General features: G+C 42.1%; 22 protein-coding genes and 1 other annotated feature. Of the genes, 6 read left to right on the top strand and 16 right to left on the bottom strand.

Annotated features, from left to right (window positions below; all coding sequences use genetic code 11):
• Nucleotides 1-10: 10 nt before the first annotated feature.
• Both ACI3E1_RS00260 and ACI3E1_RS00255 read right to left on the bottom strand, forming a co-directional pair.
• Entirely contained in the window at nucleotides 11-274 is a 264-nt protein-coding gene (locus tag ACI3E1_RS00260; protein WP_405023678.1) for a thioredoxin family protein, read from the bottom strand.
• Between the two features lie 11 nt (nucleotides 275-285).
• Nucleotides 286-561, bottom strand: a complete 276-nt coding sequence (locus ACI3E1_RS00255) for an ArsR/SmtB family transcription factor (RefSeq protein WP_405023677.1) — start codon at nucleotides 559-561, stop codon at nucleotides 286-288.
• A gap of 316 nt (nucleotides 562-877) precedes the next feature.
• Here ACI3E1_RS00255 and ACI3E1_RS00250 point away from each other — a divergent pair, with 316 nt between their 5' ends.
• On the top strand, nucleotides 878-2998 hold the full coding sequence (locus ACI3E1_RS00250) for an amidase family protein (protein WP_405023676.1): 2121 nt from the start codon (nucleotides 878-880) through the stop codon (nucleotides 2996-2998).
• Between the two features lie 333 nt (nucleotides 2999-3331).
• Here the strand turns inward: ACI3E1_RS00250 and ACI3E1_RS00245 are convergent, their stop codons facing one another.
• From ACI3E1_RS00245 to ACI3E1_RS00190, 12 genes are all read right to left on the bottom strand, one after another.
• Entirely contained in the window at nucleotides 3332-4036 is a 705-nt protein-coding gene (locus ACI3E1_RS00245) for an MIP/aquaporin family protein (RefSeq protein WP_405023675.1), read from the bottom strand.
• A gap of 145 nt (nucleotides 4037-4181) precedes the next feature.
• Nucleotides 4182-4922 (bottom strand): amino acid ABC transporter ATP-binding protein, encoded by a 741-nt coding sequence (locus tag ACI3E1_RS00240; RefSeq protein ID WP_405023674.1) that lies wholly within the window; start codon nucleotides 4920-4922, stop codon nucleotides 4182-4184.
• A 1-nt stretch (nucleotide 4923) separates the two neighbouring features.
• A complete protein-coding gene (locus ACI3E1_RS00235; protein WP_405023673.1) occupies nucleotides 4924-6381 on the bottom strand; it encodes an amino acid ABC transporter substrate-binding protein/permease in 1458 nt (485 codons plus the stop codon).
• Nucleotides 6382-6440: 59 nt separating this feature from the next.
• On the bottom strand, nucleotides 6441-6941 hold the full coding sequence (locus tag ACI3E1_RS00230) for a GAF domain-containing protein (protein ID WP_405023672.1): 501 nt from the start codon (nucleotides 6939-6941) through the stop codon (nucleotides 6441-6443).
• Between the two features lie 144 nt (nucleotides 6942-7085).
• On the bottom strand, nucleotides 7086-8507 hold the full coding sequence (locus ACI3E1_RS00225) for an APC family permease (RefSeq protein ID WP_405023671.1): 1422 nt from the start codon (nucleotides 8505-8507) through the stop codon (nucleotides 7086-7088).
• A 159-nt stretch (nucleotides 8508-8666) separates the two neighbouring features.
• Nucleotides 8667-9410 (bottom strand): amino acid ABC transporter ATP-binding protein, encoded by a 744-nt coding sequence (locus tag ACI3E1_RS00220; RefSeq protein ID WP_405023670.1) that lies wholly within the window; start codon nucleotides 9408-9410, stop codon nucleotides 8667-8669.
• Nucleotides 9403-10890 carry an ABC transporter substrate-binding protein/permease gene (locus tag ACI3E1_RS00215; RefSeq protein ID WP_405023669.1) on the bottom strand — a complete coding sequence of 496 codons (1488 nt, stop codon included), beginning with the start codon at nucleotides 10888-10890 and terminating at the stop codon, nucleotides 9403-9405. Before ACI3E1_RS00215 ends, ACI3E1_RS00220 begins: the two co-directional genes overlap by 8 nt.
• Before the next feature lie 385 nt (nucleotides 10891-11275).
• A complete protein-coding gene (locus ACI3E1_RS00210) occupies nucleotides 11276-11977 on the bottom strand; it encodes a methionine ABC transporter permease (protein ID WP_405023668.1) in 702 nt (233 codons plus the stop codon).
• A gap of 5 nt (nucleotides 11978-11982) precedes the next feature.
• Nucleotides 11983-13032, bottom strand: coding sequence for a methionine ABC transporter ATP-binding protein (locus ACI3E1_RS00205; protein WP_405023667.1), 1050 nt, complete (start codon nucleotides 13030-13032; stop codon nucleotides 11983-11985).
• 12 nt (nucleotides 13033-13044) lie between these two features.
• Entirely contained in the window at nucleotides 13045-13893 is an 849-nt protein-coding gene (locus ACI3E1_RS00200) for a MetQ/NlpA family ABC transporter substrate-binding protein (RefSeq protein WP_405023666.1), read from the bottom strand.
• Nucleotides 13894-13965: 72 nt separating this feature from the next.
• Nucleotides 13966-14214, bottom strand: a binding site (T-box leader).
• 156 nt (nucleotides 14215-14370) lie between these two features.
• Nucleotides 14371-15651, bottom strand: coding sequence for an FAD-binding oxidoreductase (locus ACI3E1_RS00195; protein ID WP_405023665.1), 1281 nt, complete (start codon nucleotides 15649-15651; stop codon nucleotides 14371-14373).
• Between the two features lie 153 nt (nucleotides 15652-15804).
• Nucleotides 15805-16482 carry a type 1 glutamine amidotransferase gene (locus ACI3E1_RS00190; RefSeq protein ID WP_405023664.1) on the bottom strand — a complete coding sequence of 226 codons (678 nt, stop codon included), beginning with the start codon at nucleotides 16480-16482 and terminating at the stop codon, nucleotides 15805-15807.
• A 219-nt stretch (nucleotides 16483-16701) separates the two neighbouring features.
• On the opposite strand from ACI3E1_RS00190, the gene ACI3E1_RS00185 reads away from it, so the two are divergent.
• Together ACI3E1_RS00185 and ACI3E1_RS00180 are read left to right on the top strand one after the other, a co-directional pair.
• Nucleotides 16702-19230 carry a M1 family metallopeptidase gene (locus ACI3E1_RS00185; RefSeq protein ID WP_405023663.1) on the top strand — a complete coding sequence of 843 codons (2529 nt, stop codon included), beginning with the start codon at nucleotides 16702-16704 and terminating at the stop codon, nucleotides 19228-19230.
• A 430-nt stretch (nucleotides 19231-19660) separates the two neighbouring features.
• The gene (locus tag ACI3E1_RS00180) at nucleotides 19661-20416 is read left to right on the top strand and encodes a sulfite exporter TauE/SafE family protein (RefSeq protein ID WP_405023662.1); all 756 of its coding nucleotides are present in this window, start codon (nucleotides 19661-19663) and stop codon (nucleotides 20414-20416) included.
• Nucleotides 20417-20588: 172 nt separating this feature from the next.
• Here ACI3E1_RS00180 and ACI3E1_RS00175 read toward each other — a convergent pair whose 3' ends face one another.
• The gene (locus ACI3E1_RS00175) at nucleotides 20589-21815 is read right to left on the bottom strand and encodes an MFS transporter (protein WP_405023661.1); all 1227 of its coding nucleotides are present in this window, start codon (nucleotides 21813-21815) and stop codon (nucleotides 20589-20591) included.
• A 136-nt stretch (nucleotides 21816-21951) separates the two neighbouring features.
• On the opposite strand from ACI3E1_RS00175, the gene ACI3E1_RS00170 reads away from it, so the two are divergent.
• Entirely contained in the window at nucleotides 21952-22710 is a 759-nt protein-coding gene (locus tag ACI3E1_RS00170; RefSeq protein WP_405023660.1) for a sulfite exporter TauE/SafE family protein, read from the top strand.
• Nucleotides 22711-22712: 2 nt separating this feature from the next.
• Here the strand turns inward: ACI3E1_RS00170 and ACI3E1_RS00165 are convergent, their stop codons facing one another.
• A complete protein-coding gene (locus ACI3E1_RS00165; protein WP_405023659.1) occupies nucleotides 22713-23033 on the bottom strand; it encodes a DsrE family protein in 321 nt (106 codons plus the stop codon).
• 93 nt (nucleotides 23034-23126) lie between these two features.
• On the opposite strand from ACI3E1_RS00165, the gene ACI3E1_RS00160 reads away from it, so the two are divergent.
• Together ACI3E1_RS00160 and ACI3E1_RS00155 are read left to right on the top strand one after the other, a co-directional pair.
• Nucleotides 23127-23558: a hypothetical protein gene (locus tag ACI3E1_RS00160; protein ID WP_405023658.1), complete on the top strand. Its 432-nt coding sequence runs from the start codon at nucleotides 23127-23129 to the stop codon at nucleotides 23556-23558.
• 22 nt (nucleotides 23559-23580) lie between these two features.
• Entirely contained in the window at nucleotides 23581-24438 is an 858-nt protein-coding gene (locus ACI3E1_RS00155) for an MBL fold metallo-hydrolase (protein ID WP_405023657.1), read from the top strand.
• Nucleotides 24439-24466: the final 28 nt, after the last annotated feature.

Raw genomic sequence — 24466 nt, 5'->3', positions numbered from 1 at the left:
CCCCTTCTTCCTAAATAATCCCATTATCATGCATTAATTTATTAATTTCTGTGGATGATAATAAAGTGCCTTGAGATACCACCTTTCCCCTAATTAACAGTGCTGGCGAGGACATAATACCTAACTGCCCCATTAAAACAGGATCAGTGACATATTTAAACGAGCAAGATGCGGTGGTTCCCGTTTCAACTGCTTGCTGAGCATTGGTAGCTAATTTTTTACATTTAGGGCAACCAGTTCCTAATACTAAAACATCAATTTTCTTAATGTCCATAACAATTCCTCCTAATTTTGCACTTTATCAAGAATAGCTAAACTATCGACAAATTTGTTAATGTGTTCAAAGGCCGTTACATTCAACGTATAGTAATGTGATCGCCCTTCTTTGGTGTCAATAATGAGTTTTGCCTCGACTAAGATTCGTATGTGGTGTGAAATTGTTCCCTGAGTTGTTTTAAATTTAGCTGCAATTTCACAACCACAAATTCCAGGATCCCTAGCAATTAGCTTAATGATATTAACGCGCGTTTTATCAGCTAATGCCTTAAAAATAGTAACCATTTAGTCACCTCCTATCAGTGTGATTATACTTCAATAGTTTTATAACTGTCAATGTATTTCCGGTATCCTGTTATTTAAAAATAGAATTATTGATGTTGCTAAATTACCTGATTGGACCGCTTTGATTTAACAATTAGGATAGTGATTACGATAATCACATTTTATAATCATTTCACATTGTACTTTTTAAAGCTCAATGTTAATTAATGAAATTAACATTATTCATAAACAACAAAATGAACATTTTTCACTTTGTTGCAACCGCTTTCTTAAAGCTGATACAATCTAATTATCTGGTAATGAAGGAGTAATGCATATGAACAACCGGCTATTTTTACGAACAATACGAAATTTAATTATAATTAGTTTAATTAGTATTCTTTGTTTCACACCAGCTGTTGCGGTAGCTGCTCAGGTTAGTGCGACAGCTATTTCATCAACTAACATTAAGGCTACATCATCATCCCAACAATCGAAAATTTCTTTAACATCAGCTGCTCAATCTACGACTAATAATCACTCTACTGAAATTAGTCACGTTAATGTTTCAAAGAATGCTGCAGCACAATCGACCTCTTCTAAAATTGCAGTTTCTAAACCTGTTACTTCAATGTCTAGTTCCTCAGTTACACCTTTATATAAAACTAAACCATTGGTGGCATCTACTTCTAATAATTCTTCTATTAGTCAATTAGTTCAGGGAAAATCTGCGTTACAACTTGCGCACCTTATTAAAAACGGAACAATAACTCCCCAAGAATTACTTGCATACACCTATGAAAGAATTAAGCAGCTTAATCCACAATTAAATAGTGTTATTTATACAAACCCGGCCTATGCTGAAGCGCAACTTAAAGCGTTACAACAACATAATCCGCAAACAATGCCTTTTTATGGCGTTCCGCTATTAATCAAAGGACTTGACCAACCGTTGAAGGGATACCCTAATACAAATGGCCTTACCTTTGAAGCTAAGCAAACATATTCGTATACTGGTTCCTTTGTTAAGCGGCTTCAACAGCTCGGATTCATTGTTATTGGTGAAACTAATTTTCCTGAATTAGGATTAATTAACGTCACCACTTCGCTGCTTCATGGAACTGCCCATAACCCGTGGGATTTAACGCGTAATCCAGGCGGTTCATCTGGAGGATCAGCAGCCGCTGTGGCAGCAGACATTGTTCCAATTGCAACAGGAAACGATGCAGGCGGATCTCTTCGAATTCCAGCTTCTTGGTCGGGGGTTATTGGTCTTAAACCAACTCAAGGATTGATTCTAGGTGATCCGACAACGCCATCCGTTGTTAATTTTGTTGATGCCCGGAATGTTTCAGATATGAATACATTACTGACTTATTTAGCTAAGCCCGATCAAGTTAGTAAATTACAAGCTGTTCCTACCGATTTAACACGCCTTAAAATTGCTTATACCGATAAATCTCCTGTTGGCACCCCAGTTAGTCCTGCTGCCCGGCAAGCAGTCCATCAGGCTGTTGATTTCCTTCGGGCGCATGGTTTTACCGTTGTTCGTCAGGATGCACCAGTTAATGGTGTAAAACTAATGCAGAATTATTTCTTAAGGGCGTTATCAGACGGTCAAGTAGCTAATTTTCTTTGTCAACATTTCCTTCACCGTAATTTAACTCCTAACGACATTAATACGGTAGTTAGTCCAATGACCGTAGCGTTGTACCTAGCAAGCCTTAAGGCGCCGCATGACATCGAAAACCAGTGGACACATGAAATTCAATTAATTCACCAACAAATGACTGCTTTCCACCAAGAATATCCGCTATACCTTACCCCAACTACGGCTACCGTTGCCCCGAAAAATGATGACCCCGCTTTTTTACCACACGAAGTAGCGTTATTACGTCAAATTAATAAATTACCTTTTAATGCTCAAATGAAATTAATTTATAACGCATGGTTACACGGACTTACGAAAACACCATTTACACAGTTAGCCAACCTTGCAGGCGAGCCCGCTATCAGTTTGCCAACTTATATCAGTCCGGCTGGCTTGCCATTGGGAATTCAGTTTGAAGGTTCACAGTACAGTGACCGAATTTTGCTTGCTTTAGCACAGTTTTTTGCTGATCATGGACAATTTAAGTGGTCACGAACAACACAACTAAACACTCTGACTACACAACGAACACCAACAAAACATTTCTGTTACCGCGCTAAGTCATCAAGCTACTCCTATTCCCCTACCCGTTGCAATTATTGTCAGAAAGCGCCAACATCCGGCTATAAATATCAAACACTGCAAGTAGTGGCATCTGGTAGTAACCCTTCTTCTTTTGCTAATAAGAAAATGCACATTAAAAAATTACCGGCAACTGGGAACCATCTGGCACTCGGAATCATATTGTGTGGTTGGGGATTACTGGGAGCCGCAACAATTTTTATCAAAATTACGCGAAAACATTAACCACTAGTGGTTAATTTAGGAGATATTTTATATCTAGTTGAGAAGCGAAAACGGCTGAATTATCCGCCGTTTTCAGTTTAATTAAACATAGTGTTTTATGGTCACTGTTACCCGCATACCCTAATTAACTTAAATAGTGTCATCTTCTTAAATTAAATGGTTCGTAATTTCAATTAATTTTGTGTACAGATTATTAACGCTGTGTCTGTATTTCAACAAAGAGATTAAAAAAATACGCCACCTAAAATTGGTGACGTATTTTTTTAATTGATGGGATTTAATAAAGAATCCATACTGTAAACCTTATTAGTATGTGTCTAATCTAACTTAAAATTAAACCAACACCTTTAATAGACATGCTAAAAAGCCGCCAACGATCGGCCCAGCGACTGGAACCCATGCGTATTTCCAGTTAGCATCACCCTTATTAGGAATTGGTAAGAGAGCATAAGCTAAACGTGGTCCTAAGTCCCGCGCTGGGTTAACGGCAAAGCCGGTTGTCCCCCCAAAAGCCATTCCAATTGCGGTAATAATCAATCCCACAATCAGTGGTTTTAATCCGGTGGTAAACGAGCCTAGGTTTAATAGAATGAAAACAAAAATAAAGGTTGCAATTAACTCACTGACAAAGTTAAACTTATGATCTTCAATAGCAGGACTAGTTGCAAAAATATTAACTGTATTTCCTTCCTCTTCAGTTTGAGCGTGTTTAAATTGAGCATAATAAGCGCCAATAACCAATCCGGCACCACAAAAAGCACCTAAAAACTCACCGATTAAGTACGGTAAAACTTGTCCCCACGGGAATAAACCACATAATGCCGTTCCTAACGTAATTGCGGGATTAATAAAACCTTTTGAACCAATTGTTCCGGCAACATAAACACCGAAGGTTATCCCTAATCCCCACCCGAGTGAAACAAACAACCAATTTTGATTTCGACTAAATGTCTTAGAAAGATTAACTCCTGCACCTACGCCAACACCAATTGCTGTCAAAATTAAAGTGCCAAAAAATTCGCCTAAGAATGACGACATCACAATGACCACTCCTTATCAATAAAATCTCACAAGGAGCTATTGTAACACCATTATTTAAAATAAGTTTGTTTTACATCTTAGAAATAATTAAATATTAATTATCGAATAAGCTAATTAAATAAATTAAGGCTTGTTGCCAAATCTATATCTGATGTAATCGTTTCAAAAATGCTTTTGTTCGGTCATTTTGGGGGTGATTAAATATTTCTTCTGGACGCCCTTCTTCAACAATATATCCCTCTGCCATAAAGACTACCTTATCCGCAACTTCCTTTGCAAACCCCATTTCATGGGTGACAATTACCATTGTCATTCCGTCATCAGCTAATTTTTTCATTACCGCTAAAACATCATCAACCATTTCAGGGTCCAATGCTGAAGTAGGTTCATCAAACAGCATTATATCTGGATTCATTGCCAATGCCCGGGCAATTGCTACCCGTTGTTTCTGTCCACCGGATAATGATTGGGGATACATAGTAAACTTATCGCTTAATCCTACTAATTTTAATAACCGTTTTGCCGTTTGTTCAGCAACAGTCGCCGTTTGTTTTTTTAATTCCCGGGGTGCAAGCATAATATTTTCACCCACAGTTAAGTTATTAAATAAATTGAAGTGTTGAAAAACCATTCCAATGTTTTCGCGCGCCTTATCGATATTAACTCGCGGATCCGAAATATCTAACTGATCTACCACAATTTTTCCTGAAGTTGGTGTTTCCAGCCGGTTTAAACAACGTAATAACGTGCTCTTACCAGAGCCAGAAGGACCAATTAAGACAACTACCTGCCCTTCATCTACCTTAAAATTAATATTTTTTAACACCTTATTATGTCCAAATTGTTTGGCTACTTGTTGTACTAAAATCTTTGCTTGCGTCATTTTATACCTCCAATTTCCGTTCAATCCACTTTGAGAGTAGCGTTAAAACAGTGATTAATACCAGGTACATTACAGCTACAATCAGCCATACCTTAAATCCTTCTAGATTCCGGGCAATAATAATCTTTCCCGTCTGGGTTAACTCGACAATTCCAATAATTGACAAAATTGAGGTATCCTTTAAGGTGATAATAAATTGATTAATAAATGAAGGAATCATCATCCTAATTCCCTGTGGCAACACTACTTTACGCATCGCAATTCCAAATGGTAGTCCTAAACTACGCGCTGCTTCCATTTGGCCACGATCAACCGCTTGAATTCCCCCTTTAACAAAAGCTGCAATATACGCACCTTCATTTAAGGTTAATGTGATGATTCCCGCGATAAATGCCGGAATTTTCATTCCGATTAAACTAGGAATTCCATTATAAATGAATAATGCTAAAACTAATAATGGCAATCCCCGAAAAATATAAACAATCGCTGCTGCTAACATATTTAGAACACGATTAGGAACCACCCCGCATAGTCCAACAATAACGCCAAAAATAGTTGCACAAATAATAGCAACTAAGGTTAGTTTTAGCGTCTCTGTTAATCCACTTAAAAATGCGCCACTATTTTGCTTAATTAATCCCCAAAATGTATGACTCGATGCCGCATCTTTCACTGCCGCATTTTTAGTATACTTATTGATAATTTTTTTGTACTGACCGTTCCGTTTAAGCTTAGTTAATCCCGCATTAAACTTTGTCATTAATTGCTGGTTTGTCCCCTTCTTAACGGCAAACCCGTAGTTTCCAATTGCTGTTGGTTTCGTTACAATTTTTAGCCCTAATCCCGTTTTGATCCCATACTTCAACACAGCATCATCATCAAAACAAGCAACCGAATTTCCTGTCTTTACGTCGTTATAGACATTATCTGAATCGTCGAATGTTACCACGGTAAAACCATACTTCTGTTTGATTGAGTTAGCATAATTGGCACCAGCCGTTCCCGTTTTGACCGCAACCTTTTTCCCGCGTAGTTGGCTTAACCGCCGCACGCTACTTTTAGGGTTAACTGCCATTACTATTCCGGATGAATAATACGGGTTTGAAAAGTCAAACCGTTCCCGGCGTTCATTTGTAATGGTCATTCCTGCAATCATGCCATTAACTTGACCAGAAGTAACCGCTTGAATCGCTGCATTAAATCCAATTGGTTTAAACCGCACCTTAAAGCCTTCCTCACGGGCAACTGCTTTCATTAGGTCGATATCAATCCCCGTAAGTTGATTATGATTATTTGTAAAGACAAATGGTGGGAACGTCACGTCGGTTGCAATTGTGTATGTTGGTTCTTTTGTGGTTGATTTGGCAATGACGTGTTTCGTATTCCCTCCAACTAATTCTGCCAATAAAACAACACACATTAGCACCCACACTACTAAATGCCTTTTTAAATGTTTCATGTTCACATTCCTTTCATTTGATAATTATTTTAAATAATGTAATGTTTATCTGCAATATTTTAATCATTGTTAGCCATAAACATGCTAAAGTCCCAGTTAGTTTGTGTTAATAGGAGCTTAACTAATGTTTCTAGGTATATTTGATCTGTTGTTTCATAAGCACTAATTACCTTTGAATCCATATCTAATACTCCTAGAAGATGTTGGTCCTGAACCACTGGGACCACAATTTCACTCATTGCAGCTGAATCGCACGCAATATAATTGGCATGATTAGCAACATTTTTAACAATGACAGTTGATTGTGTTGTTGCTGCTGTACCGCATATTCCTTTACCAAGCGCAATGCGTCCACATGATACTTGACCTTGAAAAGGCCCCAAAATTAATTCCTGACCATCAAATAGGTACCATCCCGCAAAGACAGTGTTTAAGAAGGTTGTTTTTAACAGCGCACTGGTATTTGCAAGGTTTATTAATACATTATGTTCATTGGCGAAAAGCGCTTTAGCCTGTGCTAGCATGAGTTGGTATTGTTTAGCTCTATCATTTGTTTGCATAAGTTCCTCCTTTCGAGCATTTTCTGCTCCTTAATTGTTCTTTTTGTTATTTACCGGGTACTGTGATTAAGGATAAACTAACTGTGCCGCAAAATAAATAAAAGTAGGATAGTGGATTGACCCACTAAGCTACTTAAAGAAACATTATTTCCCGTTTAATGAATGTTGATGACTGTACAAGAAATAAATTGATACGCCGAGAACTAACCATAGTAGCATAAAGAACTTAGCGCTCGTTCCTAGTCCTAGAAATACTACTAAAGCTGCTAACGTTGCTAAAGTTGGTAAAACCGGATAAAACGGCATCCGAAAAGCAGGAACCGGAATATCGTGTCCTTCACGATGGCGTAAAGGATAAATTGCAACGGCAACCATGATAAAAGCAATTAAGGTTCCAGCAGAAATTAACTGTGAAAGAAATGCAAACGGGAAAAAGGCACTAATAATTAACATCACCGTAGTAATTGTTACCAAGGCATTTCGCGGTTGCTGTTTTGCATTTAATTTTCCTAGCCATGACGGTAACATCCCATCCCGACCAAACGAATAAATTAACCGTGAACCAGCCATTGTAATTCCGATTAATGCCGTCAACATTCCGATAACAGCGATTGTTTGGACAACAACAGCAACTCCACTATGGCCAGTTGCCCGGAGGGCCATACCAATTGGTTCTGCTGAATTGTGGTATTTTGTATACGGCATCACGCCGATCAAAACAAAACTAACCGCAATAAAAAACACTGCTGCAATTACTAATGATCCAATAATTCCCCTCGGCATGGTGCGTTTTGGGTTTTTAGCTTCAGCTGAATTCGCAGCAATAGAATCAAACCCAATATAGGACAAGAAAATCATTGACGTTCCAGCGTAAATTCCCTGCCACCCACCAAAGGCACCGTTGGCAGTATGCCGATACGCCGGGATAAAGGGATGAAAGTTAATCATCTTAACGGCTTGTAACCCTACAAACACGAATAACATGATGGCGGCAACCTTTAAGATAACAAGCAAATTTTCAATACGCGTTGCATGTTCTGCTCCCGCGTTAAGAAGAATAGTTGTAATAATAATTGCTAAAATAGCAACACCGTCGAATAATCCCCCCTGAACTCCAAGCGGATGCGCACACCAGGCAGGAAAAGTGATGCTCCAGGATGCGAGGAGTGCACGTAGATTCGCTGAAATCCCGGAAGCAATGAACGCGCCAGCCATCAAATATTCTGCTAATAAAGCCCAGCCAACAACCCAACCAGGAAGTTCACCAAAAATAACGGTAATCCACGTATAAGCTGACCCGGCGAAAGGCATCGCACTTGACATCTCTGCATATGCGAACGATACCAATCCCGCTACAATGGCAGCTAATAGGAAGGAAACAATTACTGCCGGCCCCGTATGCATCGCAGCAACCTCACCTGGTAAGGTAAAAATTGACGTCGAGACAATCGTTCCTACACCAAGACCAATAAAATCTTTAGTAGTCAGTGTCCGTTCCAAATGGCCGTCCAAATTTTGGTAAACCTGTGGATTTTGACGTCGAAATAATGACTTAAAATAATTCATACCCTAACCCTCTTTCCATGTAATGATTAAATTCTAATATGAAAACAATTAGAATTCAACGCAAATGATTACAAAAGTTAGGGAATTTTCAATTAATATTATAAAATACGAGCATATTGCGAACAAAATACATTATTTTAAGTCGAATAATCTTTAAAGTTACGATGTCAAAATTTCTGCAAGAAAATGTTGCAACCGCACTGTATGAGGATGGTTAAACAATTGTTCTGCCGGCCCCTGTTCCTGAATTGTCCCATCGGCCATAAACCAAATTTCGTCTGCTACATGGCGGGCAAACCCCATTTCATGGGTAACACAAACCATCGTCATTTTCTCTTGAGCTAATTGTTTCATTACTTCTAAAACCCCACCAACCATTTCAGGATCAAGGGCACTTGTTGGTTCATCAAATAAAATTACTCGCGGGTTCATTGTTAATGCCCGTGCAATTGCCACCCGCTGTTTTTGACCACCAGATAAACTTTGCGGCCGAGCATCTTGTTTATCGCTCAACCCGACCTGTTTAAGGTTCTTAAGTGCGGCATGGGTGACCTCCTCGCGGGAACGGCCCTCCACAATCGTGGGAGCTAAAACAAGATTTTCCAAAACAGATAAATGGGGAAATAAGTTAAAATCCTGAAAGACCATTCCGATTTGTTTACGAACGTTCATTAACGTTGCCTGGCTCGCGGTTAGTAAATCAACTTGATCGTTAAAAACAACTGTTCCTCCGTCCGGATGCTCAAGGCCGTTTAAACACCGTAAAAACGTACTCTTTCCCGCACCGGATGGACCAATAATACAAATTACCTTTCCAACAGGGACCGTTGCTGTAATTGAATGAAGTACCGTTTTATTATCAAACCGCTTAACTAAATTATTAATTTCAAAAACATTAGTCATGGTTAATTCTCCTTTCACCCCAGTTTAGTAGCCGGGTTAGCGTAAATGTTATGACGAAATAAATTACCATCGTAACGGCTAGTGGTAAAACCCCCTGGTAAGTAGCTGCTTGCACCATTTGTGTTTGGTACATTAACTCGCCAACCCCGATTACTGAAACTAATGAACTTTCCTTAATTAACGTGACAAATTCATTCCCCAATGCAGGCCAAATATTACGTAAGGCTTGCGGGAGAATAATATAACGATACATTTGACGGCGACTCATTCCCAAACTAACCGCTGCCTCGGTTTGTCCCTTGTCGACTGCCATAATTCCTGAACGAATAATTTCGGCGACATATGCACCGGAATTAAGGGCAACTGCGATAATTCCGGCAACCAGTGCTGGAAGGTTTTTAATTAACATTCCCACACCAAAGTACATAAACATAACCTGAACCATCAGTGGTGTCCCCCGAACAAACTCAATATAGGCAATTGATAACCACTTAAGAATTTTATTTGTTCCTAACCGTAGTAATGCGAGAAGTGTTCCTAAAACAACCCCAATTCCGGTAGAAATTACGGTTATTAAAAGGGTAATTTCTATTCCGCTAATAAAGTAATTAGTGTAATTCCATACATGACGCTTACTTTTATGACTCATCATCAGGGCTACTGCATGGGGAGCATAGTGCTTATCAATTGTTTGCTTTTTTTTCAACTGGGTAATTTCATGGTTAGCTAAACTAATGAGTGACTGTGATGCTGACCCCTTTGGGAAAGCAATTGCATTGGCCGGTGATTGACCAGTAAATCCGGCATGAAGACAACTTAAACTATGATCATTTTGAACGTAAGCCTTAGCAGTGGCCTCATCCATTACGACCGCGTTAACTTTACCAGTCTTTAGTGCAATTACCAGTGAATTAAGCTTTGTAAGTCCTTTCGTTTTAACGTGGGGTAACTGTTTCTTAACCAACTCTGCTTGTACTGACCCGGTTTGTACGCCTACGGTACTGTGGCTTGTTAAATCCTTAAGCCCGGTGATTTTGTCTTTATCATTCTTTCGAATTAATAAGTCATTGCCATCCGTATAATATGATTTAGAAAAGGCAACGCTTTTTTCACGTTGTGGGGTGGGATTCAGCGCCGCAATCACCATGTCAACCTTGTGGGTTTCAAGGGCGACAAGCAATGAATCAAAATCCATGTTTTTAATTTCAAGTTTAACGCCTATCTTATTAGCAATATCACGAGCAATATCAATATCAATTCCTTCATATTTGCTCCCTTGTTTAAATTCAAACGGCGGATAATCTGCACTTGTTCCAACAATTAATTTACCGCGGTGTTTAATCCGGGTTAATAATTGTGGCGTTGCATCTGCCTTGACTGGTTGCCTATTATTATTGCCGTTAACCATAATTCCAAGCGATGCTAAGGACAAACCTATGCATATCAAAAACATTGTTATTTTATGAATTACTTTATGCATAATATACCCCTCTTTATTATTTATTTGCTAATATTATACAATAAATGGCTTTATTTTCAATATATTTTGAATGTTTATTAGGAAACTATTCTAAAAATAATTATCATCCTTCGATAAAGTCCAAAATAATTAGCAGTAGAAGTTATTTATTATAGACAAAGTTTTTAATAACTACGGAATTTGCAATAAAGGATCATGGGGATTCCCATTAACCAATGAATTAAAACACACAGCTAGTCCGACAAACGCTAGCATTATATTCTGATTAATTAAGTTACTATTTTAGTAATGGCGTCAGTAAAATAAGAACGTGGTTTAAAAACCACGTTCTTATTTAATTAATATTAATAAAATTATTCACCGGCCGTATGTGTACAATAATTTGTTAACTCTGCTGGTGATTTAATTTCAATGTTAGCCAATCCCCAACAAGTTGAACGACTAAAACCAGAATTAATACTAATATAGTGGCAACAAGCGTAACATCATTATTAAAGCGGTCGTAACCATACGTAATCGCAGTATTTCCTAACCCACCTGCACCGATCGCACCAGCCATCGTTGTTAAGCCAATTAAACTAATCAACGTAACGGTTGAAACCCGAACCAGTTCTGCGCGTGCTTCCCACAAATATACATCAATAATAATGTCCCAATTAGTTGCTCCTAAAGATTGAGCGGCCTCTACCTTTCCGTGATCGACTCCTTCAAGGGCCACTTGAACTTGCCGGGCATAGAAGGGAAATACTGCAATTGATAATGGAACCATGGCAGCAACCATTCCAATTTGAGTACCGACAATTAACTGGGTAACTGGTGCAATTACCGCTAACAGAATAATAAATGGGATGGAACGAAAGAGTGACACGATTTTATCGAAAAAATTAAACCAGGACTTGTGAGGGGAAATTCCAGTTGGTGCAGTTAATACTAACCCAAAACCAAACACTAACCCTAATATTCCACCAATAATTCCAGGAACAATTGTCATGGCAATTGTTTGAAAAAGCGCTGTTCCCCAACCAGTGTCCCCCCACCATCCAAGGTTTATAACATTGGGTAAAAGGTGCTTTATAAAGACTATCATACTTATTACCTCCGGTCATTAATTGTTGTTACGGTTACACCGGTTTTGGTTAATGATGGGGGAACTTGCTTAAGTTGTTCTTGGGTTCCACGAACTAAAATAAACATCGTTCCAACTGGCTGATCATTTAAAAATTCCATGTTCCCGTAAATGATTGAAACTTCAACACCAAGCTTTTTATAGAGTGACAAGGTTATCGCCTCTTGCAGGGTAGAAGCTGAAAATGTAATTTGAAAAATTTGCTCGTTTGATGCTTGTTCGTGCTTGATCGTTTCCAAAACCGTTTTTGCTGCTAAGACGCCCCCCACAAATTGTTGGGTTAATTTTTTTTGGGGATGCAAGTATACGTCTAGGAGCTGACCTTGTTCAATAATCTGCCCATCACTCATTATTGCAATCTTATTTGCAATCCGTTTTACTGCATCCATCTCATGAGTAATTAAAATAATTGTTAACCCGTATTTACGATTTAATTTCTTTAAAAGATCTAAAATCTGAATAGTATTTTGAGGATCAAGGGCCGACGTTGCTTCATCTGAGATTAAAATTTCCGGATCATTCGCTAATGCCCGTGCAATGGCAACACGTTGCTGTTCCCCTCCAGATAACTGAGCGGGATACGCGTCGATTTTATCCTGTAATCCCACTAATTCAAGTAATTGTTTTACCCGTACTTCACTTTCGTGAGCAGTTAATTTCGTGTGTTTCAGCGCAAAGTAAATATTCTGCCCCACAGTTGACTCATTTAACAAGTTAAAATGCTGAAAAATCATGCCAATTCGGCGCCGTTTTTGCCGCAATTCGGCAGTACTAATTAGTTGATGGTGGTCATGATATAAAACAGTGTCTCCGACCTGAACTGTCCCAGACGTTGGCTGTTGGAGGAGATTAATTGTGCGCACAAGCGTTGATTTCCCTGCACCAGAGTACCCAACAATTCCAAAAATATCACCTTGTCGCACAGTTAAATTAGCTTCGTTAACGGCTGTCAATGAGGTGTGTTGCGGGGTCGTGAATTGAACTGTAACGTTATGGAGTTTTACCGCATCCGTCATACTTCAACCTCCTTACTTCAAATTTAAGTTCCAGGCAGGTAACTCCGTCTTCCCGTAGTAATGGCGGTAAATCCGTTGGACTGCAGGTGTTTGGTAAGCTTTGACAACATCTTGGTAAATCCGCTTATGTTGTTGTCCCCGTTTAGCGGCGATTACATTAATCCATTGTTCAGAATCGCGGTTAACCGGTTCAACATAAATGGTTTGACGCTTTCCTAATTTAGCCGGAATTGCATAATCATTGTTAACTACTGCCGCATCAACGTCGCTAAGTGCATGTGCTGTTTGGTCATCCGCTAATTCTTTAATTTGAAGATGCTTAGGATTCTGGGCAATATCAGCGATTGTAACTAACTTCCCTGCACTCTTTTTCAGAGTAATCAACCCAGCATTTTTTAATACATATAGCGCCCGACTTTCGTTTGCAGCATCATTTGGAATCGCAATCGTTGCCCCGTCAGGTAAAGCACTTAACCGGTGATATTTGTTTGAATATAACCGAATAGGCGCAATATACGTTTTTCCAATCGCAACAACCTGATTGCCATTCTTTTTATTCCATTGGTTTAAAAAGACATAGTGTTGAAAAGCATTCAGATCAATTTCGCCAGCGGCTAACGCCTTATTTGGTTGGGTGTATTCCGTAAATGTTTTTGTTTTAACCGTAATTCCATACCGTTTTTTGGCTGTTTTGGCCACTTGCTTCCAAATTTCTTGCGTCCCCTTATCATTCCCAACAATTCCAACTGTGACAGTTTTACTTGCTTGCTGATGTTGATGAACGCCCCATAAAGCACCCCCAATAAGAAGAACAATAATTCCAACTACAACAAATAATCCCGTATAATTCTTTTTCCTCATAAACTTTCTTCCTTTCTATAAATTCATTAACAACTTTTGCTCACGAAATAAACAAAAAATAACGCCCTTGTAAACAAGGACGTTATTTTCGTGGTACCACCTTTATTTATTACTTCCTCACAGAAGTAACCTTACCGAGTCACGCCGACAGCCTGTGTGTCAGAAAGACCCTGCACTAATAACGGGTGCATCACCGTCACCGGTTAACCATTCACCGATGCCATTCCAAGCCCATCTTCACTAACCGCCGTCCATTCCTTCACACCACCCAGAAACTCTCTGTGAGCATAAGCTAGTTACTCTGCTTTTCATGATGTTTATCTCTTTGATTGGTTTTATTATAATCTAATCGCCATTATTGTCAACATAATTTTCATCGATTTATCATCATTGGATTAAAATAAAGCCACTTTTACAGAAATAAAAGGAGTTGCACCTAAAGCTCTCCTTTTATTTAAGCGTTATTTATAACAGGTCTTAAAAAATAAATCCTTCATCAAGGATCCGCCTGTCCGGGACCTGCATTGCCTTGAGCTGCTGCTCAACGCTGGTCATCATCGGCGCGGGACCGCATATAAAGCAATTTAACGGGCGTTGCTGTTTAAGTTCTGGAATTTGCCGAATTAAAAATTCCTTATCAAGATATCCTAATTCACTATCGTCGTGCAGAATAACCTGAACGTGCGGATGAGTTACCCGTAACTGCGTTAATTCCTCACTAAAACAAGCATCTTCCCGGGACCGCACACTCCAAATCAAGTACCCGGTTTGGTTGTGGGGCAACGACTGCAACATACCAACGCACGGGGTAATCCCAATTCCCCCAGCCACTGCCAATATCGGTGTATCGTCAGTTGGTGCAGTAAAATGTCCATATACTCCCCGAATTTTAATCTGGGTTCCAGGAGCAACGTGTGCAAGTTTAGTCGTAAAATCGCCAACCTGCTTAATTCCTAAGGTAAGTTCAGTTCCATCGTGGTTAATCTGTAATACCGAAAACGGATGGTACTCGTTAGGCATCGCAAACGGGGCGTGGATAAAAACAAATTGACCACCTTGTGCGGTTATAATATCTCCCTTAGCATGTTTTAGCGTGAGTTTAAAGACGGTCGCCGTTTCCCGTTTAATTCGCGTAACCGTGTACCGAGCAACGATTAACCGTTGGTAAATCCCCCAGTAAGCATATCCGAGGATAAACAACGCAAAGTACCCGCAGAAGAACACCATAAACCATACCAGGCGGTTAAACTTATGGATTAACACCACGTGAAAAAAGACCATAACAACGATCAGCGGTGATAGCATATGAACTAAGAGCACCATTTCTCGCGTAATTCCAATTTGGGCTAATCTCTTACGAAGCATTCCAATCCAATTCCCTAAAAACGGCACATGGAGGACTTGGCTGGTAAGAAAGCCCACTGCGAGGATAACCGTTGCAATGGCTCCGTAAAATGCGCCCCATCCAAGAAGCGCAGCGAACCCGTGCAGGTGACTCATTTCAATGTGACACGCAGCCCCAATCACAGCAATAATTGCGAGCAGGCCATGCAGACAATACAGCTTCTTTAACTCTATCAAACGTTCAATCCACTCTGGTCGCAATCCAAGAAGCACGTCAACAATAAACAGGCAGTACGCCAATTCCCCAAAGAAATATTTCATTTTCGTATGTCCCGTTACGAGTAACGGGAGCGTCATCACTACTGGAAGTGCGCACAACAGAAGGTACACCACCGGACGAGTTTTATTTTTCATCCTTTTTCCTCCGCAAAACTATTTTATCAATTGTTTTTATTATAGTCTCAATCTAACGGTATTAAAAATTATTTTCTTGTAAATTTTAAAAAGAAACATTAAAAATATAAGGCCGCGATGGCTGTTCTGTCCTAAATTAATGCGCGATAGTTGCTAATTATTCCATGTTGCTAGGTAATCCAGAATTACTCTCATTATCCGGGGATTTTCGGCCGGAATGCCGTGGGCTAAAATTTCTGCCGGCGATTGCCGGAGGACGGAATCCTTATCATACGCCGCATCATTAACAACAATTTCGCGAAGATTAGCCGCCAAGGGTTCAAAGTGAAATTGAAATCCCACAACAGGATGTTTCCTAAAAACAAATGCCTGGTTGGTGACTCGTTCCCCCTGGTAAAGTAATTCCGCTTCATCTGGAATGGAAAACATATCCTGATGCCAGTGTAATACCTCTGCCGTTGTAGGTAAGCCCGGAATTAGGGTGCTAACCCGCTGAACAGGAGCCCACCCGACTTCTTTAACCGGCGCAGCGGTTACCAAGTAGCCACACGCCTTGGCAATCTGCTGTGCCCCTAAGCATACCCCTAAAACTGGAATATTGCGCGTAATCGCTTCCCGGATTAAATCACGTTCAGTAGTTAGCCATTCAAGATCATCGTTTGGACTCATTGGCCCTCCTAAAATTACTAGCATCCCCGTATCCTTAAGCGCCGGTAACCGGCCAAATTCTGCCGGATGGTAAACCGTCATGGTATGTTGGTGTTCGTGACACCACGTCGCAATAACCCCCGGTCCTTCGTTTACTGCATGTTGTAAGACATTTACCCGCATTTTTTAACCACCCTTTCATTTTAAGGTTATCTTAGCACGCTAATAACCCGAGGAGAATGGTGAAGCTTCGTTTGGTTCACTTTAAATTAGCAGTTAATTTTTACTGATTACGTTCTGTAATGTTATTTAATCTCCCATTTCGAAAGCGAATTCACTATTATTTTAATAGTATCTGCGGTACAATGTGAGTGATTCTATAGAAAGATTGAGGGAACCTACATGGCTGAATTTACACACTTATATGAAAAATTCCACCCGGAACACTACGACCTTAAGATTGCCGTTGACCGGGAGCATAAGACAATTGAAGGAACTTCCACTATTACGGGGGAAGCATTAACCCAAAAAATTGTCGTTAACCAAAAATTCATGACGATCAAGAGCGTTCAAATAAGTGGACAAGATGTTCCGTTCACCTTCGACGACGACTCTGAAGCCATCTATATTACCCTCCCAGCAAGCGGAAAGGTAGCACTGGCGATTGCCTATCAGGCCCCCCTCACAGACACGATGATGGGAATATACCCGTCATACTATGAGGTAAACGGCGAACGAAAGCAGCTAATCGGAACGCAGTTTGAAACCACGTTTGCCCGTCAGGCCTTCCCGTGTATCGACGAACCAGAAGCCAAGGCCACGTTTGATTTGGCCATTAAGTTTGACGAGCACGCTGGGGAAACAATTATTGCCAACATGCCTGAAACCAAGTACGAAGGTGGTTTCCACTATTTCGACACAACCGTTCGGATGTCCACGTACCTCGTTGCGTTTGCTTTTGGGGAAATGCAAAGTAAGATGACTACTACCAAGAGCGGAGTCAAGGTTGGCGTGTTCGCCACAAAAGCTCACCAACCAAAGGAGCTTGACTTTGCGTTGGACATTGCTAAGCGCGGAATTGAATTTTACGAGGACTTCTACCAGACCCCCTACCCGCTTCCGCATTCATGGCAGTTGGCCTTACCGGACTTTTCAGCTGGCGCCATGGAAAACTGGGGGTTAATCACGTACCGGGAAGCAACCCTAATGCTTAACCCAGATAACACTTCCCTTGCTCGGAAGCAATACGTTGCAACGGTGATTACCCACGAGTTGGCCCACCAGTGGTTTGGGGACCTTGTTACGATGAAATGGTGGGATGACCTGTGGTTAAACGAAAGTTTTGCTAACATGATGGAATACGTTTCCGTGGATGCCCTCGAGCCAGATTGGCACATTTGGGAACTCTTTCAGACATCCGAAGCCCCTCTTGCCCTCCAACGGGATGCAACTGATGGTGTACAACCAATTCACGTTCACGTTCAGGATCCGGCTGAGATTGATGCCATCTTTGACGGGGCGATTGTGTACGCCAAGGGATCACGAATGTTAGTAATGGTTCGGGCCCTTATCGGGGACGACGCAATGCGGAAGGGCTTAAAGAATTACTTTGAAGCCCACAAGTACCACAACGCTACCGGGGATGATCTGTGGCAGGCACTGGGCGATGCTGCCGGGATGGATATTGGTAGCATCATGAAGTCCTGGTTAAATCAACCAGGCTTCCCGGTGGTTATTGCTAAGGTGGAAGACGGCAACCTGGTCCTTAATCAGCAGCAATTCTTTATCGGCGATGGTAAGGAAGCTGGTCGGACATGGCAGATTCCGCTAAATAGCAACTATACTGCCGCTCCAACGATCATGAAGGATAAACGGCTTGTTTTAGGTAACTACCAGGAACTGCGAGAAAAGGAAGGCGTTCCGTTCCGGCTAAATGCAGATAATAACTCACACTTCATCGTTAAGTACGATCAACGATTATTGAATGACATTTTAGCTCACAAGGATGAACTTGACCATATCACCCAGCGGCAACTTCTTCAGGACCTGCGTCTCCTGGCAGAGGGACGGCAAATTTCATACGCCGAACTTGTCCCACTATTGAACGGATTTGCAGATAGCACCTCATCCATTGTCAACGATGCCCTCTATGCAATTGCTGATAAGCTAGACCAATTTGTTACCCCAGAAACGAACGAAGAAAAGAACTATCAGTTCTTACTCAATAAACTGAGTGCCCACCAGGTTCAACGGCTTGGCTGGCACCCGGCAACGACCGAATCAAAGGATGATCAAATGACCCGGTCGTACGTTTTAAAGGCTGCCATAGCCGCCAACAACCAGGACACGATTGCAGCCGCCCATGAGCTCTTTACTGCAAACCTCGCAAACCTTGAAGGAGTTAACGCCGACATTCGGCCGTTAATCCTCAAGAGTGAGGTTCAGCACTACGGCAATGATGAACTGGTTAACGCTTTATTGAATCAGTACGTTACAACGTCTGATCCGAACTACAAGTCGGATATTTGCAATGCCCTCACGGCAACGAAGGACCACACCTTCATAACCGAGTTATTGACAAAATTTGAGGAAGCCGCTGTTATTAAGCCACAGGACCTTCGCTCTTGGTACAATGGATTACTAACCAACCCGGCCGGAGAACAGGCAGCCTGGGACTGGTTACGGACTGAATGGGATTGGTTAGAAAAAACGGTTGGTGGTGACATGGAATTTAGCCGGTTCATTACGGTAACGGCCAACGCTTTCCATACCGAAGAACGGTTGGATGAATTTAAGGGCTTCTTTGAACCAAAGATTAATACCCCAGGGTTAACCCGTGAAATTACAATGGATATTCGAATCATTGAGAGTCATGTTGCGCTGGTTGCTAGTGAACGGCGAGCCGTCAATAAGGCGCTGGCAGCGGAATAATAAGGCGCGAGGATAAAAAGAAAAAGACACATAAGTAATGGACCCCCATCCATAGAGCTTTTATAGTTCTTATGAATGGGGGTTTTAAGACTAATTAATATCTTTGGACTGCGGTTCAGCGGCTATCACAACCACACAGCACTAAGTTTGAAATTACTGTTCAGTAAGATTAACAGGTTGAAATACTAGATTCCCAGCAATATTCTGTTAACATGTAGCCTTGCCATTCCATTATGACAAAAATGTTTGTATGCTTCTTTGCTAGTGAAAAGGTAATTTTAGCTTCTTCGTTTGACACCTGATACTCGTCTAACAAAATTTTAATCCTAAGTGGTATTGCCAACAGCTCCTATCAAGAAACTAACTTTTAATTAGTTATTTGGCCGTGTATAATAGCCTTGGTTAATCAACAGAAAAGGAGGTTTTGTTATTGATTTTAACCCCTAAGTTAGGAATCATCTTAGCCCTCGTGACGTTTGTTTCCGCGCTCGTTCAGAGTACGAGTGGGTTTGGCTTTGGTATCCTTAGCATGGCTATCTTGCCGTTTTTCTTCCCCTACCGGAAATGTACGGTCATTGTCGTGGCAACCGTGCTCATCCTCCAACTTTACACGATTTTTTCGATGCGTAAGCACCTTAAGTGGAAGATGGTTTTTTATCCGGCAATTTCCTCCCTAATCTGTGGGTTTATCGGCGTGTACATGATGGTTCGGTTAAGTTCTCGCACCATGGGGCTTATTCTCGGTTTCTTCATGTGGATCCTTGCCCTGTACTTAATCTTTGGAGTTAGGTACGTCCACCTGAAACGCAACCCGTTAGTTGGGTCAATTGCGGGCGCCCTTGGGGGGTTTATGGATGGCATGTTTGCCATTGGGGGACCGCCGATGGTCGCCTACTTTGATTCCGTTATGGATGATCCCCTTGAATACCAGGTTACCCTGCAACTGTACTTTGCGATTACGACGGTAAATGTTTTGGTTAACAACATTGCGTGCGGCAATTTTACCGTTCAAATGATCGGTCCGCTGTGCGTCACCATCATCGCCTGCGTAGTTGGAACAACCATCGGCATGCGCATTATGCACCATGTTTCAATGAATTTTGTCCGTCGGATGGCCTACATTGTTATGTTGGCGGCCGGAACCTATCATCTCTTACAGGGCTTCGGAATTATTACAATTCACTAATTGCCCAAATGGCGTAGTAGAACTAACTCGCCGAACCAAAACAAGGAAGATCGATTCAGCAACTAATATTTTTTAATTTAATTCGTTTGTTTTGATATATGAAGCAACAGGAGGCTGCAACTTACGGCGCAACCTCCTGTTATTGTTTTAATAATTTTATTCAGAAATTTGTCTATACATTTCGCGGTGTTTGGTGCAAAATTTCCCCAACGCTTCGCCATACCCAGAAGAAATTAACGGCCACTAACCCAGCGGTTGACAAAAAGACCGCCCCGTACCCGCAAAGTCCGGAAACAGTTGACCCAAGCAGCGAGCCGACAATGTTTCCGGCAAACTGCGCGGACTGGTTATAACTAAAGATCCGGCCGGAGTACCGGGAGTTTGAATACTTCGCCAGCATGGTTTGAACCTGTGGCAGTAAGGCAGCGTCCGAAATGCCCACTAAAAAGCGCAGGATTCCCAGTTCCCAAACATTCCGAACAAAAGCTTGCGGAATAAACACAATAAAAGCAAAAATAAAGCCTGCCAATAAAATTTTATGCGTGCCGATCCGGTCCCCCCACGCCCCAAAGGTCTTCGCTACTAAAAGAGTCGAAATCCCGGGTAAAGCCGCAATAATTCCGCTGACAAGGGCTACCCGGCCCTGACCATGCATGAGTTGCCGGATATACAAACTAATTACCGGCGAAATTGAGTTATTAGCCGCTTGAATAATCAGGGTGGTTACAATCATTCCCACGATAATCCGCGGGTGTTTTAAACTATGAAACAGTTCGTTAGTCGAGAGCATTTCCCGTGCGGAAAGCGGCGTAAAGTGTTTTTCCCATACAAAAAGCAATGTAAAACCACACACGAAGTATAATGATAATCCCGTAAGGATAAAGGTAAGACGGTACCCGAACGTATTGGCAATTACCCCGCCAAAGAACGGACCGATTAACATTCCAGCCGTTGTCCCAGTTGACAGTAAACTCAACGCCTGGCCGCTCCGCTCTCCCGGAACGCTGGCTGCGATTAAGGCAGACGTATTACTAATGTAGCCCGAAAAAAAACCTTGTAATAACCGGCACAGTGCTAATTCGTAAACATTTGTTACCAACCCCATGAGGGTCACCATGGTAGCCATCCCGGCGGATGATAGCAATAGCACCTTCTTACGCCCGTGTTGATCCGCAAACTTCCCCCAAATTGGTGCCATCCACGAGGAAACGCAATAAGCTGCACAGAACACAACCCCACTCCACATGTTTAACTGAAACCGATTAAAGGATCCGAGTGTCCGGATATAGAGCGGAAAAAACGGCATAAATAATTGGAATCCCATCGCAACGATAAAGTTTCCAATCCACAAAATATATAAATTATGCCGCCATTCTGAAACGGTCTTTTGTCCCGTCATGCTAACCCACTTCCTATTTATAAGCTACATTTTTAATACCGCTTATTATCGCCCTTTCACCGTAAAAAAACAATCCCCATCCCGTGGTACAATGGAAACCGATAACACGATGATAAAGAAGAGATGAGCCTTAACCATGATGCATTGGATAATCACACTTTGCTGGCTGGTGATTGCGGGAATTGCCGCGGGGACCGTTAGTTCGGCAGCGGGATTAGCCTCGCTTGTTTCGTATCCAGCCCTTCTCCTAATGGGAATGACACCGGTAGCCGCCAACATCACTAACAGTTTAGCCCTGGTAACGTCAGGACTTAGCGCCGTTCTCTCATCCCGTTACGAATTAAAGGGCCAGGGGCGCCGCCTCTTGATTCTTTTACCAATGACAATTGTGGGCGCGATTCTAGGGGCACTCCTTTTATTTGCGCTCCCAGCAACAGTTTTTAAAATGGTGGTTCCCTTCTTTATCGCCCTTGCCGGAATTATCATGCTATTTCCTCCGCGATTTCACCAGAAGGAGCAACATAAATCCCCGCTCCATCGACTGGGCGCGTGGGCTCTTGCCTTTCTTGTGTGCATCTACACGGGGTACTTTGGCGCTGGCGGCGGGGTGGTAATGCTTTTAGCCCTCTTTACACTTATTCCGGGAACCTTTGCCCAGGTCAACGCGGTTAAAAACGCTGTTCTTGTAGTTGCTAACCTATTGACGGCGATTGTGTATCTCATTAAAACACAAATTACCTGGCAATTTGTAATCCCCATGGCATGTGGCTTCTTTATCGGCGGATATTTAGGTCCCCTCCTTGTACGTCACCTTCCCGATAAGGTGATGCACCGCATCGTTGGGAGTGGTGCCATTGTTTTAGCCATTGTTTTGTTTTGCCGGTACTGCCTTTAGCCTTACGGCTTAATGTACGCAAACCCGGCTTCCTGCTTTCGAACAAGTTCAATTACCCCGCTAGCCACGATTGTCATGGTATCAGGGAGTTGAACGGGCTCAACGTTAAACCGGCGGAGAGAGTTTTGACATACTGCAACGGTCACTGCAGGTTTAGTTGCTAAGCGCGCAACCGCATCGTTTTTAGGAACCAGCGCCCGGACTGCCGGCCCATTAACCACCAATTCAACGCTTATCGCCGGGATTTCATCTAACACGTTATCAATGTTCCGTACCGCACCAGATAACCGTGCGGGCTCGTTCACATGAAATAAAACTTGCATTCTTTTCACCTCACCCTTATTCTAACAGCATTCATTTTGGGCGGCGGAAGGAACGTCCTGGACAAGAATTCAACCCGAAACGGAGGAATAAATATGCTTAATAATCTTTTTAACGGTCCTCATGGTGACCGCAATAAACACTATGTTTGGTGGCAACTAGGCTTATTTGGCGGCCTCTTTTTGGCATTGACGTTTACTAGCCAACGAATCTTTCTTTGCGCTCTAATTGGAACGCTAATCGGTGCGATTTTTGATCGGTGGTTAGGGGCACTTGTTGGTTTGGGAATTGGCTTTTTCATTGGAAGTAGTGCGCTCCTTAGTCTCATTGGATTTGGAAGTGGAATGTTTTACATTCTTCGCCACTACCAACACCAGCTTATTCCTGGCGAAAACGGTCAGTGGATGCGCTCTTTATTAGCACTTCTTATTGCCTTAGCCTGCCTCTTGTACGTTGCTAATCCTGCCAACAGTAATCAACAAATTAAATCCCACCCGTTTCACACAACGGTAAATAGTCATGTTTGATAATTATAACGGAGAAATTCAAATGAAACAGTGGACAAATAATATTTACCAGATTACGTTTCCGGCCCCGCATCCCCACGCCCGAGCAGCGAACAGTTTTTTGCTTTACCACGAACGGCTGCTCATCGACGCGGGCTTTGCGGGAACGGCAAACTATGCCCGGTTAACGGCCGCATTAGCGCAACTTAACTTACAGGTCACCGACCTCCAGGGCGTAGTGGTTACCCACCACCACCCAGATCATGTGGGGTTATTAGAAGCACTTCCTCCTGAAATTCCAGTTTATGCCGCTCCGGGGCTCGCCTTTTACGGTACCTCAGCTTATCAGCAAGCGATTGATCGCCTGAAGCTTCCCGTTGTCGTTCCTCCAGCGGTTCGCCGCAACGTTCAACAACGCTTAGAAACCCGGTTAGTACCGGCACTCAGAAAGCGGACATTTTATCCCCTTACGGCCCTCACCCAGTTTGGCCTGCACTCTCGCACCCTAGCCGGACACAGTGCCCAAGATACGATTATTACAGACGAAGCTGGCCACTGGTTCACTGGGGACCTTCTCCTTGCCGGGATTATTTTTAATTCACTCCTCGACATTGATCCCATCAGTCAAGAAGTTGTTCCCCATTTACGAACCCGTTACCGGCAATTTTTACGACAGGTGGAAACACTCTTTCCTTCAACCGCCACCCTCTATCCTGGACATGGAATCCCGTTTACGATGGAAGAGGCCACACGAATTGCCCGCCAAAACCAGCGTTTTATGGCTCGTATTGCCGAACAACAAGCGGCCCTCCCTGCCAAGGCGCCGTATGAAACCGTAGTTCAAGCCACCCTACACCAGCTGCACGTTCCCGCTTACTTCTACGTTTCAGCGTTATATTAAAATAAATGAGCACGGCAAGTTGTTTGAA

The organism is Ligilactobacillus sp. LYQ139 (assembly GCF_045033025.1).
Lineage (GTDB): Bacteria > Bacillota > Bacilli > Lactobacillales > Lactobacillaceae > Ligilactobacillus.
The sequence above is the reverse complement of the archived record's forward strand: the minus strand, read 5'-3'. Positions and strand labels throughout refer to the sequence as shown.

Coding starts and splice junctions, on each gene's coding strand:
- ACI3E1_RS00220 (WP_405023670.1), bottom strand. CDS start 9,410: ATGACTAATGTTTTTGAAATTAATAATTTAGTTAAGCGGTTTGATAAT.
- ACI3E1_RS00165 (WP_405023659.1), bottom strand. CDS start 23,033: ATGCAAGTTTTATTTCATGTGAACGAGCCCGCACGGTTATCTGGTGCG.
- ACI3E1_RS00160 (WP_405023658.1), top strand. CDS start 23,127: ATGCTTAATAATCTTTTTAACGGTCCTCATGGTGACCGCAATAAACAC.
- ACI3E1_RS00245 (WP_405023675.1), bottom strand. CDS start 4,036: ATGTCGTCATTCTTAGGCGAATTTTTTGGCACTTTAATTTTGACAGCA.
- ACI3E1_RS00235 (WP_405023673.1), bottom strand. CDS start 6,381: ATGAAACATTTAAAAAGGCATTTAGTAGTGTGGGTGCTAATGTGTGTT.
- ACI3E1_RS00170 (WP_405023660.1), top strand. CDS start 21,952: ATGATGCATTGGATAATCACACTTTGCTGGCTGGTGATTGCGGGAATT.
- ACI3E1_RS00185 (WP_405023663.1), top strand. CDS start 16,702: ATGGCTGAATTTACACACTTATATGAAAAATTCCACCCGGAACACTAC.
- ACI3E1_RS00205 (WP_405023667.1), bottom strand. CDS start 13,032: ATGACGGATGCGGTAAAACTCCATAACGTTACAGTTCAATTCACGACC.
- ACI3E1_RS00190 (WP_405023664.1), bottom strand. CDS start 16,482: ATGCGGGTAAATGTCTTACAACATGCAGTAAACGAAGGACCGGGGGTT.
- ACI3E1_RS00230 (WP_405023672.1), bottom strand. CDS start 6,941: ATGCAAACAAATGATAGAGCTAAACAATACCAACTCATGCTAGCACAG.
- ACI3E1_RS00255 (WP_405023677.1), bottom strand. CDS start 561: ATGGTTACTATTTTTAAGGCATTAGCTGATAAAACGCGCGTTAATATC.
- ACI3E1_RS00250 (WP_405023676.1), top strand. CDS start 878: ATGAACAACCGGCTATTTTTACGAACAATACGAAATTTAATTATAATT.
- ACI3E1_RS00260 (WP_405023678.1), bottom strand. CDS start 274: ATGGACATTAAGAAAATTGATGTTTTAGTATTAGGAACTGGTTGCCCT.
- ACI3E1_RS00225 (WP_405023671.1), bottom strand. CDS start 8,507: ATGAATTATTTTAAGTCATTATTTCGACGTCAAAATCCACAGGTTTAC.
- ACI3E1_RS00175 (WP_405023661.1), bottom strand. CDS start 21,815: ATGACGGGACAAAAGACCGTTTCAGAATGGCGGCATAATTTATATATT.
- ACI3E1_RS00155 (WP_405023657.1), top strand. CDS start 23,581: ATGAAACAGTGGACAAATAATATTTACCAGATTACGTTTCCGGCCCCG.
- ACI3E1_RS00195 (WP_405023665.1), bottom strand. CDS start 15,651: ATGAAAAATAAAACTCGTCCGGTGGTGTACCTTCTGTTGTGCGCACTT.
- ACI3E1_RS00215 (WP_405023669.1), bottom strand. CDS start 10,890: ATGCATAAAGTAATTCATAAAATAACAATGTTTTTGATATGCATAGGT.
- ACI3E1_RS00240 (WP_405023674.1), bottom strand. CDS start 4,922: ATGACGCAAGCAAAGATTTTAGTACAACAAGTAGCCAAACAATTTGGA.
- ACI3E1_RS00210 (WP_405023668.1), bottom strand. CDS start 11,977: ATGATAGTCTTTATAAAGCACCTTTTACCCAATGTTATAAACCTTGGA.
- ACI3E1_RS00200 (WP_405023666.1), bottom strand. CDS start 13,893: ATGAGGAAAAAGAATTATACGGGATTATTTGTTGTAGTTGGAATTATT.